A 12529-nucleotide genomic window follows, 5' to 3' on the forward strand; every position below is an offset into this window, starting at 1 on the left:
GACGTAATATCTTGAGGCCGCTGACGGTTATCTGATAAATTCAATCTCAGTATGTATTGAAACATTTGCATGGACGCACTTATGCCTTATTTATCTCCTGTGAGCCTGAGCGAAGAGCAACTGACCATCAGTGAACTGAAACAGCAGCTCGAACAGTTTGCCCAGTATCAGAAAGACGAATTCCTCAGCCATCATCCGGTCGCCGATCTGGTTATCGGCCGCGCCGAATACATGGATCTGCTGCTCAACCGTTTATGGCGCCACTTCGGTTTTGAGCAAATAGCAGAGATGAGCCTGGTGGCCGTGGGCGGTTATGGCCGCGGCGAGCTTCATCCGCTGTCAGATATCGATATTCTGGTGGTTTCCAGCCACAAGCTCCCCGACGACATCGCAGCCAAAATCAGCGAGTTCATCACCTTCTTATGGGATTTACGCCTTGAAGTCGGCCATGCGGTACGTACCGTCTCTGAATGCGGCGACATCGGTCGCGAAGATCTCACCGTCGCCACCAATTTGCAGGAAGCACGTTTGCTAAGCGGCAGTGAAGAGACCTTCCACCGCCTGAAACTGGTTATCCATTCAGAAAGCTTCTGGCCCAGTGAAACCTTTTACCGCGCCAAGATTCAGGAGCAGCGTGAGCGTCACGCACGCTACCATGACACCACCTACAATCTCGAACCGGACATTAAATCGACTCCGGGCGGCCTGCGCGACATCCACACCCTGGGCTGGGTAGCACGCCGCCACTTCGGCGCCAAGACGCTGTATGAAATGAGCACGTTTGGCTTTCTGACCGATGCGGAGTTTCGTGAACTGGTCGAGTGTCAGGACTTTTTGTGGCGGGTACGTTTTGCCCTCCATCTGGAGCTGAAACGCTACGATAACCGGCTGACGTTCGCCCATCAGGCTCAGGTCGCTGAACGCCTGGGTTTCACCGGTGAGCATAACCGCCCGATCGAAATGATGATGAAAGAGTTCTACCGTACCCTGCGCCGGGTAGCGGAACTCAACAAAATGCTACTTAAGCTGTTTGATCAGGCGATCCTCAATAATGGTGAAGAGTGCGAGCCGGAAATCATCGACGACGACTTCCAGCGCCGCGGTAATCTGATTGAAGCGCGTAAACCGGCGCTGTTTCAGGCCCGCCCGGAAACCATTCTCGATATGTTCCTGCATATCGCCAATGACTCCAGCATAGAAGGTGTGTCACCACCGACCATGCGTCAACTGCGCACGGCGCGCCGGCGTCTGAATAAGTTCCTGCACACCATTCCGGCGGCGCGGGAAAAATTCATGGAACTGACCCGCCATCCGAATGCACTGCATAAAGCCTTCAGTCTGATGCACAAACTGGGGGTGCTGGCGGCTTATCTGCCGCAATGGAGTCAAATTGTCGGCCAGATGCAATTCGATCTGTTCCACGTCTATACCGTTGATGAACACAGTATCCGCCTGCTCAAGCACATTCATGTGTTCTCTGATATGAAGAATCACGATAAACACCCGATTTGCTGCGAAGTTTACCCTAAAATTCAGAAAAAAGAGTTACTCATCCTGGCCGCTATTTTCCATGACATCGGTAAAGGCCGCGGCGGCGATCACTCAGAAATCGGCGCAGTGGAGGCTTACGACTTCTGTATTGAGCACGGTTTGTCCAAACCGGAAGCCAAACTGGTTTCCTGGCTGGTACAAAATCACCTGCTGATGTCAGTCACCGCCCAGCGCCGGGATATTTATGATCCGGATGTGATCATTGAGTTTGCCAAGAAAGTTCGCGATGAAGAGTATCTGGAATACCTGCTGTGCCTGACGGTGGCGGATATCTGTGCCACCAACCCGGAATTATGGAACAGCTGGAAACGCACTCTGCTGGCCGAACTCTACTACTCAACCCAGCGCGCCCTGCGCCGCGGGCTGGAAAACCCGGTCGATGTGCGTGATCGTATCCGCCATAACCAGCAGATGGCCTCTGCCCTGCTGCGCAAAGAGGGCTTCAGCGCGCGCGAAATCGAGCTGTTGTGGCAACGTTTTAAAGCCGACTACTTCCTGCGTCATACTCATAAACAGATTGCCTGGCACGGCACTCATCTGCTGCGGCTCGAAGACCACACCAAACCTATGGTAATGATCAGCAAAAAAGCGCCGCGCGGCGGCAGCGAAATCTTTGTCTACACCAAAGATCAGCCAGCACTGTTTGCCACTGTGGTCGCTGAACTGGACCGGCGTAATCTCAGTGTCCATGACGCTCAGATTATGACCAGCAAAGACGGCTATGTACTCGATACCTTTATGGTCCTGGATCAGAACGGCAATGCGATTGAAGAAGCCAACCGCAAGCCTTTAACCGAGCAACTGTTACAGGTATTGCAGGAAGGCCAGCGGCCGAAAATTCGCCCACGTCGTATTCCGCGCCAGTTACAACATTTTAAAGTCAAAACTCAGGTCGACTTTTTACCCACCAAGAGTAAAAAACGGACTCTGATGGAGTTTGTTGCGCTGGATACTCCGGGATTACTGGCCACTGTCGGTGCAACCTTCTCCGAACTGAATCTTGATTTGCACGCGGCAAAAATTACCACTATCGGCGAACGGGCAGAAGACTTGTTTATCCTGACCGGTGCCCACGGCGGTAAACTGAGTGAAGAAGAAGAGCAGACGTTACGCGAACATCTGGTGAGTAACGTCTGCGAACTTGCGCCGAATTAGGGCAAACTCAGGGCAAGCGCGATCTTGTCCACAAGTTAGAGGTGTGGTGACAAAGTAAGCTGTCTCTGCCAGTGGCAGGCTGCTACATTATTAATAACTGTCTCACTGTTCACTATCGTACTGATAATAAAGAGGTCGCTTATGTTTCCACACCTCACGGGTCTCGGTATTGCCGAACCGGCGCAAATCGAACGTTATTCGCTGCGCCAGGAAGCGCACAAAGATGTCTTAAAGATCTATTTCAAGAAGCAGAAAGGCGAGCTGTTTGCCAAAAGCGTTAAGTTTAAATATCCACGCCAGGTGAAAAATGTCCTGGTCGACAGTGGCAGCCATCAGTACAAAGAGGTCACGGAAATCAACCGGAACCTGACTCTGGTGATTGAAGAGCTCAACAAAGTGACCCGCCATGTCAGTCTCAGCGCAACGGATACCAAACAGAAAATCCTCAACGATTTGCGCCACCTGGAAAAGGTGGTGGCCAGCAAAATTGCTGAAATTGAAGCCGACCTGGAAAAACTGTAGTCAGTTGAGCGCGAAGCGCCGTCCTCAGAGACAAAAAAGGTTCCCTTGGGAACCTTTTTTGGTTTAAACCAGCCACCCGGCCCAATGCCCAACCAGCACCAGCGCAATCGCCGCCATCACGCCGGCCACCAGATCATCGAGCATGATGCCGAATCCGCCGTGAACCCGCTTATCGAGCCAGCCAATCGGCCAGGGTTTGACCATATCAAAGAAGCGAAACAGCACAAAGCCAGTGACCAGCCAGCGCCAGTCCAGTACCGGTAACTGCATGAGCGGCACCACCAGCATGGTGATCCAGAATCCGGCAAATTCATCCCACACAATGGAGCCGTGATCATGCACCTGCATGTCATCAGACGTGACCTGACAGATTTTAATCCCTATCACAGCGGCGGCAACAATCACCAGTATATACAGTGTCAGCGGCAGTTGTGCCAGCAGCAGATAAAACGGCACCGATGCCAGAGTGCCCATCGTCCCCGGCACCACAGGCGACAGACCGCTACCGAAACCGGTCGCCAACAGATGCCACGGATTGTTCATACGTAAACGAGATTTTGGGTTGGTCATTTTACTTCCTTGAAATGATCATAGCCGCTCAGCGCCCAATCCAGCTTCTGGCCGTTGTTAAGTAGTTCGAACACGCCTTGCGGGCGAATCTGACCAATACAGGTCACTTTGGTGCCGCAGTGTGCCAGCGCACTATCGAGAGTGCCCTTGTTCTGCTCCGGAACGGTAAAGCATAATTCGTACTCTTCTCCGCTGGTCAGGGCATATTGCTGCGCAACCTGAATCGAAGGCGCAAACTGACGCAGCTCTTTCGACATCGGCAGACAGTTGACATCCAGACTCACACCGACTTGTGACTGATGCAGAATATGCCCCAGGTCTGAAATTAGACCGTCCGAGATATCGATTGCGGCGGAAGCAAGGTTGAGTAGCGCCTGCCCGGCCAGAATGCGCGGCGTTGAAAGGTAATGACGTTGTTCCAGCTCTGCAGCGAAGGGCTCCTGGCGTTTTTCGGGGGCAAGAATCACATCCAGCCCCGCTTTGCTGTCACCCAGTTCACCGGTCACATACACCCAGTCACCCACTTTAGCCTGATTCCGCAGCAAGACTTTATCTTGCGGCACAAAACCCTGTACGGTCAGGGTAATGCTCAGCGGGCCTTTGGTCGTGTCACCGCCAATCAGCTGAATATTGTAATAGTTGGCCAGCTCAAAGAAAGCATGACAAAACGGTTCGAGCCAGGCTTCGTCGATGTGCGGCAAAGTCAAAGCCATGGAAACCCAGGCCGGTGTCGCCCCCATCGCAGCTAAATCGCTCAGGTTGGAAGCCAGAGCCTTATGGGCCACCCAGGCTGGGTTAGCTTCAGGCAAAAAATGGGTGCCCGCGACCAGGGTATCGGTGCTGATGGCAATGCGCACGTTGTCAGGCGCTTTGACGATGGCACAGTCGTCACCGAGAGTCAGATGGACATCTTTGCGCTGTGCCTGACGGGCAGAAAAATACTTATCGATTAGGTTAAATTCACCAAACATCAGGAGTACCAAGTCTTGTCGACAAGACTGAATTGACGATATAAGAAGACTAAGCGAACTATATAGAAAGACCAAACGAACTATATAGAAAGACTAAACGAACTATCTAGATAGACGAAATTTACTATATAGAAAACACGAAATTAACGATATAAAAAAGGTCAGCGATTGCTGACCTTTTCAGTGTAAAGCGAATTACGATTTTTTGCGTACATGGGGTGCGGCTTTATCCAGCACACCATTGACAAATTTATGGCTGTCTTCTGCAGCGAAAACTTTAGCCAGTTCAATCGCTTCATTGATGACCACTTTGTAAGGAACATCATCGCGGCGAGTCATTTCGTACATCGCCAGACGCAGCAACGCCAGTTCCATCATATCCAGATCCTGCATAGGACGAGACACAAACGGACGCAGTTTGCTGTCTAATTCAGTGTGGTTCAGGACAACCCCTGCGAGCAGGTCACGGAAGTATGCCACATCAGTTTCTGGCGCTGAAAGTGCAGGTTCTGCTGCATGATGCTCTTCTTCATCATACTTACCACTGGATAAAAATTGCTCTTCGATAGTCGCAACATTATCTTTAGTAATCTGCCACGAATAAATAGCTTGTAGCGCAAACTGGCGTGCATTACGACGTGCGGCTGGTTTCACACTGGCCCCCATTAGGAATCAATTTCAGAAAGAACGTTAATCATCTCAAGTGCGCTTAGTGCAGCTTCTGCACCTTTATTACCAGCCTTGGTTCCTGCGCGTTCAATAGCTTGATCGATTGTATCAACGGTCAGAACACCGAATGCGACAGGAATACTGAATTCCATCGACACTTGTGCCAGACCTTTATTCATTTCACTACAAACATAGTCAAAGTGTGGTGTACCACCACGAATTACTGAACCCAGCGATACGATCGCATCAAATTTACCGGTTTTCGCCACACGTTGGGCAACCAGTGGTAGCTCTACCGCACCCGGGCAACGAACTACAGTGATGTTGTCGTCGCTCACTTGGCCGTGACGCTTCAAAGTGTCGATGGCACCAGACAGCAGACTTTCGTTAATAAAACTGTTGAAACGAGAAATCACAATCGCAACTTTTGCATTTGGTGCTGGGAAACCACCTTCGATCACTTTCATAAGCTTTCCTTTAACTATGTTCATCAAGTGAGAATCGCCGGATTCTAGCACAATTTTGTGAGCGATATCTAATGGAAATTGACACCCTCAGCCCGCACCGACCCAGCCCTCTCCCTGAGAACTTGATTGAATTTGAATTTATTATTGAGGCTTAAACACTTGCCGCCACCTTGGCGACAGGTATCGGGTTTATTGCTCAGCCCCGTCAGCGGGCCTGAGCGACGTTTGCTTACTCGCAGATGTACTCAACCACGTTGAGGCCAAAGCCACCTAAAGCGTGGTATTTTTTGTTCGGCGACGACAGCAGACGCATATCACTCACACCCAAGTCGGCCAGGATCTGCGAGCCAACACCGACACGACGCGAGGTGCCCTGTTTCTTCGCCAGTGTTGGCGCTTCACCTTTGTCCTGCTGTTCAAACATTTTCAGACGATGCAGCAGCAGTTCAGTCGACTCTTCATTACCCAGAATAACCAGCACGCCGCCATCCTGACCGATGCGTTTCATCGCTTTGTCCAGTGTCCAGCTGCGCTCGGCATTGCGATCACTGCGCAGCAGATCGGTAAACGTATCTTGCAGATGAACCCGAACCAGCGGTACTTCCGTCACCAGATCGCCTTTCTTCAGCGCATAATGCAGTTGGTTGTCGATGATATCGCGGTAGGTCACCAGGTCGAACTCACCAAACTCGGTCGGCAGCTTACACTCAGAAACACGCTCAATCGTGGTTTCGGTGTTATTGCGGTATTCGATCAGGTCAGCGATGGTGCCCAGTTTAATGTCGTGCTTGTCAGCAAACAGTTCCAGATCCGGGCGACGCGCCATAGTGCCGTCATCATTGAGGATCTCAACAATCACAGACGCCGGCTCCAGGCCCGCCAGACGCGCCAGGTCACAACCGGCTTCAGTATGGCCGGCACGGATCAGCACGCCGCCGTCCTGTGCGGCCAGCGGGAAAATATGACCAGGCTGGACCAGATCAGACGCCACTGCGCCTTTCGCTACCGCCGCCTGCACAGTACGGGCACGATCAGCGGCGGAGATACCAGTGGTCACGCCACGGGCCGCTTCAATAGACACGGTAAAGTTGGTGGTATACTGAGCGTTGTTATCCTGCACCATAGGTGGCAGGCCAAGATTGTGACAACGCTCTTTGGTCATGGTCAGACAAATCAGACCGCGGCCGTGGGTCGCCATAAAGTTGATCGCTTCCGGCGTAATATGCTCGGCAGCCATGATCAAATCACCTTCATTTTCCCGGTCTTCATCATCCATCAGGATGACCATCTTACCGAGGCGAATATCTTCGATAATTTCTTGCGGCGTACTAATTGGCATGATTCTCGTCCTATTATCCGGTGCGCGCACGTTACGTGTTACGCGAAACCATTTTGTTGTAAGAATTGCATTGTAATGCGTGACTCTGGCTGCTCAGCTTCACGACCGCCCTGCAGCAGTCGCTCGAGATAACGGGCCAGCACATCCACTTCCAGGTTCACTTTACGTCCGACCTGGAACTGGTCGATCGTCGTCTCTTGTGAAGTGTGCGGCACTATGGTCAGTTTAAACGCATTTTTACGCAAGTCATTGACGGTTAAGCTAATGCCATCAACCGTTACCGAACCTTTCTCGGCGATGTACTTGCTCAGCTCAGCTGGAATCGCGACCCAGAATTCGATCGCCCGACCGACCGCATTACGTTCAACGATGTCACCCACGCCATCGACATGACCCGACACGATATGCCCACCAAAACGGGTCGTCGGTAACATGGCTTTTTCTAAGTTTACTTTGTCACCCACTTTGTAGTGAGCAAAACCCGACTTTTTCAGGGTCTCGAGCGACAAATCAGCGCTGTAGCTGTGGTCATCAAAGGCCACCACGGTCAGACAGACACCATTGGTAGCAATACTGTCCCCGAGTTTGACATCACTCATATCCAGAGCGCCGGCATCGACAGAGATGCTGATGTCCTCGCCTTTTGGCGTAATCGCAGTCAGCGTACCGACCGCTTCGACAATTCCAGTAAACATAATCTAATCATCTTTTAATTGTGGCGTTGCCACGATGCGAATATCCGGGCCGACCATACGGCAATCCTGAATCTTAACATCCAGTACCTGCTGCATATCGGTCAGTCCCAAAGCACCAAACAGGCCGCGTCCGTCGCTGCCCATCACCTTCGGTGCCAAATATAAAATCAGTTCATCAACCAGTTGCTGCTGCAATAGTGATTTGGCCACAGTTGCCCCTGCTTCTACCCAAATATGGTTGATGTTGTGCTGCTTAGCCAGTGCGCTCAGAGCCTGAGCCAGGTCGAGCTGACCCTCCTTATTCACCGCCACACAGACTTCAGCATCCTGTTCAGCCACGCGCAGTACCGCGCCGTCTGCAGCGTACAGTTTCAGTTCCTGATGCAGTTGTTGCTGACGATCCAGCACCACACGAACCGGCTGACGCAGATCCTGCTCAGCATAGGTGTCCTGTACTCCTTGCGGTAACTCAGCCCAGCGTACCGTCAGCGAAGCATTATCGGCCAGCACAGTCTGGCTGGTTGACAGCACGGCACCGGCTTTAGCACGATAAACCTGCACATCATGACGTGCCTGGGCGGAGGTAATCCACTGGCTGCGTCCGTTGGCGAGCGCGGTCTGGCCGTCCAGGCTGGCCGCCATTTTGATCTGTACGAACGGCATGCCAGTTTGCATACGTTTAATGAAAGCCGGATTCAGCGCGTACGCATCCTGCTCGAGTAAACCCACTTGCACCTCAATGCCGGCATCACGCAGCATCTGTATACCGCGTCCGGAAACCTGAGGATTCGGGTCCTGCATCGCGCAGATCACTTTCGCCACACCGGCATTAATCAGGCCTTCAGCACACGGCGGTGTGCGGCCGTAATGAGAACAGGGCTCGAGGGTGACATAGGCGGTCGCACCTTGCGATCGCTCACCCGCCATGCGCAGGGCATGGACCTCAGCGTGTGGCTGACCGGCACGAAAATGGTAACCTTCACCGACAATCGTCTCACCCTGAGTGATGACACAGCCGACATTCGGATTAGGTGCAGTAGTAAATTGCCCGCGCTGGGCTAACTTGATCGCGCGGGACATCATCTGAAAATCAAAAGGGGTAAATGTAGGCATAGTCGGAAATGATCAATCTTCTAGTTTGGCAATCTCTTCACCAAATTCACGTACATCTTCAAAACTGCGATATACCGAGGCAAAACGGATGTAGGCCACTTTATCGAGCTCTTTGAGCTGCTCCATGACCAGATTGCCAATAAGCTTACTCGGTACTTCTCGTTCGCCGGTAGCACGTAATTTGGATTTGATGGTAGTGATAGCCAGATCAATCGAATCGGCGCTGACCGGACGTTTTTCCAGTGCACGTTGTAAACCACCTACCATTTTGTCTTCATCAAACGGTTCACGATTGCCGTTTGACTTGATTACACGCGGCATCACCAGTTCGGCCGTTTCAAATGTGGTGAAACGTTCATTACAAGCCAGACATTGGCGACGGCGGCGCACCTGGTGGCCATCAGCAACCAGACGTGAGTCGATCACTTTTGTATCGTTCTCAGAACAAAAAGGACAATGCATATCACCTCCATAGCAATCCTGTCAGTGTACCGGAATTGCTTGAATGAAGAAAAGAAAAAGGGGCATATACGCCCCTTTTCAGTTCAACTTCACGCGATTTTGTTAACTGCGTGACAAGTAGTTCGCTTTCCCGACCCATTTGTAGCTGGTCAGCTCTTCAAGGCCCATAGGTCCACGGGCATGCAGCTTCTGAGTAGACACCGCGACTTCAGCCCCCAAACCAAACTGAGCACCGTCGGTGAAGCGGGTCGAGGCATTGACATACACGGCGGCCGAACCGGCAGAATTAATGAACAGTTCAGCATTGAACAGGTCGTTGGTCATGATGGCATCAGAGTGGCTGGCATTGTGCTCACGCATATGCTCAATCGCTTCCTGCACATCTTTAACCACTTTAACGCCCAGGGTGTAGCTCAGCCATTCCATATCGAAATCACCGGCCTGGGCTGCGCGGACTTCGGCCGCTGAGGTCATCAGTGGCTGCGCTTTTTCTTCCGCGACAAAAGTGACCTTGTTGCCGAGTCTGGCAATCAGCTTTTCCAGTAGCGGCTGCGCCACCGCTTCATGCACCAGCAAGGTATCGAGTGCGTTACAGGCCGACGGACGCTGCACTTTGGCGTTTTCAATCACGTCAACGGACTTATCCAGATCGGCACTGGCATCGACAAAAATGTGGCTGATACCAAAACCGCCGATAATGACGGGAATGGTGCTGTTTTCTTTACACATTTTATGCAAGCCAGCACCACCACGCGGAATGATCATATCAACATAGTCATCCAGTTTAAGCAGTTGGGTCACCAGTTCACGATCCGGTTTCTCAATGTACTGCACTGATGCCGCTGGCAGATCCGCTTTCTGCAGCGCCGACTGAATCACTTTGACCAGTTCCATATTGGAGAAAAAGGTCTCTTTACCACCACGCAGAATAGAAGCATTACCGGTTTTCAGACACAGTGCGGCAATATCGATGGTCACGTTCGGACGTGCTTCATAAATGACGCCAACCACACCCAGAGGGACACGGCGGCGAGAAAGCGACATGCCATTTTCCAGTACCTTGCTGTCAATTTCACTGCCCACCGGATCGCTCAGGCTGATCACATTACGCACATCACCGGCAATCGCGCTCAAGCGTGCTTCGTTCAGCAACAGACGATCCAGCAGCGCATCGGTCAGACCGGCCGCGCGGCCAAGTTCAATATCTTTGGCATTGGCAGCCAAAATTGCATCAGCCTTTGCTTCCAGTTCGTCAGCAATACTCGCCAGCGCCCGGTTTTTCTGTGCCGTCGAGGCGGTGGCTAACTGAAAAGCGGCTTGTTTGGCGGCTTTTCCCATCAAGGTTAAATCCACTTTCTCTTCTCCCTACTTCTATTCCTGAATCACGACCATGTCGTCGCGGTGAATCACTTCTGAGCCATAATCATAGCCAAGTGTTTCGATAATAAGTTTACTGTGCTTACCGGCAATTTTTGCCATGTCGTGGCTTGAGTACGCGGCAATACCACGCGCAATCAGATGGCCATGACCATTGGTCACCCGTACCACTTCACCACGGGAGAATTCGCCCTGAACGCGCACCACGCCTTTAGCCAGCAGGCTGCTGCCTTTGGTGGTCACGGCGCGCACGGCGCCGTCATCAATGAAAATATCACCGGATGCAGCCGGACCGGCCAGAATCCAGCGTTTGCGGTTTTCCAGCGACTCTTCCAGCGGCAGAAAACGAGTGCCCTGCGGGTTATTGCTCAGTGAGTCAAAAATCACGTTCGGTGCACGACCTGCGGCTATGATAACCTCTATTCCGGCCCGGCGTGCGATATCCGCCGCCTGCAACTTAGTGGCCATACCACCAGTCCCCAAGGTGGTCCCACTGCCACCGGCAATTTTGCGCAGTGTGTCATCGATGGTTTTCACTTCTTTAATCAACTCCGCGTTGGGATCTTTACGCGGGTCAGCGGTAAACAAGCCTTTCTGGTCAGTCAGCAGCAACAATTTATCGGCACCACATAAAATACCGACCAGCGCCGACAAGTTGTCATTATCACCGACTTTGATTTCATTGGTCGCCACTGCGTCATTTTCATTGACGATCGGAATAATACCGTGGTCAACCAGGGCATTAATGGTATCGCGCGCATTCAGGAAACGTTCACGGTCTTCCAGATCGGCCCGGGTCAGCAACATCTGACCAATTTTAATCCCATAAATAGAGAACAGACGTTCCCACGCTTCAATCAACTGACTTTGTCCGACAGCGGCCAGAAGCTGTTTGCTGGCGATCGCGTTGGGCAATGCGGGGTAACCAAGATGTTCACGGCCTGCTGCAATGGCACCAGACGACACGATCACCACTGAGTGACCCTGTTTTTTCAGTTCAGCACACTGACGCGCCAGTTCGACCATATGCGCACGGTCTAGCGCCAATGTACCACCGGTAAGAACACTGGTTCCTAGTTTCACAATCACTGTTTGTGAAGCTTTTCCGCTTTGTTGATTCGATTTCATGATTTCTTCTTGGTGGAAACATTTGAGAGAGGATGTTTTAGCAATCAACTGACCAATGCACAAGCAGAAAAAGGTGCTAAAAGCACCTTTTTGATTCAGTTTTCTAAGACTAAGGGTGAATCAGACAAATTCGGCTGATTTTGCGTCCAGGGTTAAAGTGAGAGCGAAACGCTGCTGCAGAGTATCTTCCAGTTTTTGATGAAACTCTTCCTGAATACGGCTGACTTCCGGCAGCGCTTTGGCAGGCGGAGCATCGCTGTCCCACTCACCGGCCAGATTGTAACGCCCGATATGATAATTGGCCTCAAAACCGTCGCCGCTGGCATTTAACTCCATCCACCAGCCCCAGAATTCACGTTTTTCAGGTGACTTCTTGTCGTTGACACACACCGCGAGACAATCAAACAGATAAAAGCCTTCTTTGCACTGTCCTTCGCGCAAATACGGACCGATTGCCTTCAGGGCTGCCAACAAACGATAATGAGTAGGATTTCGCGCCATCTCAGACAT

13 protein-coding genes are annotated in these 12529 nt (G+C 51.7%); 2 read left to right on the top strand and 11 right to left on the bottom strand.

The genetic code is table 11. The annotated features are described in order from the left end of the window. The first annotated feature begins 81 nt into the window (after positions 1-81). Both glnD and J0X00_RS08680 read left to right on the top strand, forming a co-directional pair. Entirely contained in the window at positions 82-2706 is a 2625-nt protein-coding gene (gene glnD / locus J0X00_RS08675) for a bifunctional uridylyltransferase/uridylyl-removing protein GlnD (RefSeq protein WP_136482237.1), read from the top strand. 141 nt (positions 2707-2847) lie between these two features. Continuing rightward, positions 2848-3228, top strand: a complete 381-nt coding sequence (locus J0X00_RS08680) for a DUF3461 family protein (protein WP_218562762.1) — start codon at positions 2848-2850, stop codon at positions 3226-3228. A gap of 63 nt (positions 3229-3291) precedes the next feature. Here the strand turns inward: J0X00_RS08680 and pgpA are convergent, their stop codons facing one another. The 11 genes from pgpA to crl form a co-directional block, all read right to left on the bottom strand. Beyond that, a complete protein-coding gene (pgpA, locus tag J0X00_RS08685) occupies positions 3292-3798 on the bottom strand; it encodes a phosphatidylglycerophosphatase A (RefSeq protein ID WP_136482232.1) in 507 nt (168 codons plus the stop codon). Continuing rightward, entirely contained in the window at positions 3795-4769 is a 975-nt protein-coding gene (thiL, locus tag J0X00_RS08690) for a thiamine-phosphate kinase (protein ID WP_136482230.1), read from the bottom strand. Before thiL ends, pgpA begins: the two co-directional genes overlap by 4 nt. Before the next feature lie 195 nt (positions 4770-4964). Beyond that, on the bottom strand, positions 4965-5435 hold the full coding sequence (gene nusB / locus J0X00_RS08695) for a transcription antitermination factor NusB (RefSeq protein ID WP_136482228.1): 471 nt from the start codon (positions 5433-5435) through the stop codon (positions 4965-4967). Then, entirely contained in the window at positions 5435-5905 is a 471-nt protein-coding gene (ribE, locus tag J0X00_RS08700) for a 6,7-dimethyl-8-ribityllumazine synthase (RefSeq protein ID WP_078925467.1), read from the bottom strand. The genes nusB and ribE overlap by 1 nt, the downstream gene beginning before the upstream one ends. A 229-nt stretch (positions 5906-6134) precedes the next feature. Beyond that, the gene (gene ribBA, locus J0X00_RS08705) at positions 6135-7244 is read right to left on the bottom strand and encodes a bifunctional 3,4-dihydroxy-2-butanone-4-phosphate synthase/GTP cyclohydrolase II (RefSeq protein ID WP_136482226.1); all 1110 of its coding nucleotides are present in this window, start codon (positions 7242-7244) and stop codon (positions 6135-6137) included. 38 nt (positions 7245-7282) lie between these two features. Further along, positions 7283-7939 (bottom strand): riboflavin synthase, encoded by a 657-nt coding sequence (locus tag J0X00_RS08710; protein WP_136482223.1) that lies wholly within the window; start codon positions 7937-7939, stop codon positions 7283-7285. Between the two features lie 3 nt (positions 7940-7942). After that, on the bottom strand, positions 7943-9052 hold the full coding sequence (ribD, locus tag J0X00_RS08715) for a bifunctional diaminohydroxyphosphoribosylaminopyrimidine deaminase/5-amino-6-(5-phosphoribosylamino)uracil reductase RibD (RefSeq protein ID WP_282477916.1): 1110 nt from the start codon (positions 9050-9052) through the stop codon (positions 7943-7945). A 12-nt stretch (positions 9053-9064) separates the two neighbouring features. After that, positions 9065-9514, bottom strand: a complete 450-nt coding sequence (nrdR, locus tag J0X00_RS08720) for a transcriptional regulator NrdR (RefSeq protein WP_136482219.1) — start codon at positions 9512-9514, stop codon at positions 9065-9067. A gap of 102 nt (positions 9515-9616) precedes the next feature. Further along, a complete protein-coding gene (locus J0X00_RS08725) occupies positions 9617-10867 on the bottom strand; it encodes a glutamate-5-semialdehyde dehydrogenase (protein ID WP_282477917.1) in 1251 nt (416 codons plus the stop codon). 18 nt (positions 10868-10885) lie between these two features. Then, positions 10886-12019 (bottom strand): glutamate 5-kinase, encoded by a 1134-nt coding sequence (proB, locus tag J0X00_RS08730; RefSeq protein ID WP_136482214.1) that lies wholly within the window; start codon positions 12017-12019, stop codon positions 10886-10888. Positions 12020-12139: 120 nt separating this feature from the next. Then, positions 12140-12529 carry a sigma factor-binding protein Crl gene (gene crl / locus J0X00_RS08735; protein WP_136482212.1) on the bottom strand — a complete coding sequence of 130 codons (390 nt, stop codon included), beginning with the start codon at positions 12527-12529 and terminating at the stop codon, positions 12140-12142.

The sequence above is a fragment of the Vibrio sp. ABG19 genome, assembly GCF_029962385.1.
GTDB classification, from domain to species: Bacteria; Pseudomonadota; Gammaproteobacteria; order Enterobacterales; family Vibrionaceae; genus Vibrio; species Vibrio ostreae.

Bases quoted from the DNA above. Each gene is read 5' to 3' on its own strand.
- J0X00_RS08710 (WP_136482223.1), bottom strand. From the start codon at position 7,939: ATGTTTACTGGAATTGTCGAAGCGGTCGGTACGCTGACTGCGATTACG.
- ribE (WP_078925467.1), bottom strand. From the start codon at position 5,905: ATGAAAGTGATCGAAGGTGGTTTCCCAGCACCAAATGCAAAAGTTGCG.
- nrdR (WP_136482219.1), bottom strand. From the start codon at position 9,514: ATGCATTGTCCTTTTTGTTCTGAGAACGATACAAAAGTGATCGACTCA.
- J0X00_RS08680 (WP_218562762.1), top strand. From the start codon at position 2,848: ATGTTTCCACACCTCACGGGTCTCGGTATTGCCGAACCGGCGCAAATC.
- proB (WP_136482214.1), bottom strand. From the start codon at position 12,019: ATGAAATCGAATCAACAAAGCGGAAAAGCTTCACAAACAGTGATTGTG.
- ribD (WP_282477916.1), bottom strand. From the start codon at position 9,052: ATGCCTACATTTACCCCTTTTGATTTTCAGATGATGTCCCGCGCGATC.
- glnD (WP_136482237.1), top strand. From the start codon at position 82: ATGCCTTATTTATCTCCTGTGAGCCTGAGCGAAGAGCAACTGACCATC.
- crl (WP_136482212.1), bottom strand. From the start codon at position 12,529: ATGTCTGAGATGGCGCGAAATCCTACTCATTATCGTTTGTTGGCAGCC.
- pgpA (WP_136482232.1), bottom strand. From the start codon at position 3,798: ATGACCAACCCAAAATCTCGTTTACGTATGAACAATCCGTGGCATCTG.
- ribBA (WP_136482226.1), bottom strand. From the start codon at position 7,244: ATGCCAATTAGTACGCCGCAAGAAATTATCGAAGATATTCGCCTCGGT.
- thiL (WP_136482230.1), bottom strand. From the start codon at position 4,769: ATGTTTGGTGAATTTAACCTAATCGATAAGTATTTTTCTGCCCGTCAG.
- nusB (WP_136482228.1), bottom strand. From the start codon at position 5,435: ATGGGGGCCAGTGTGAAACCAGCCGCACGTCGTAATGCACGCCAGTTT.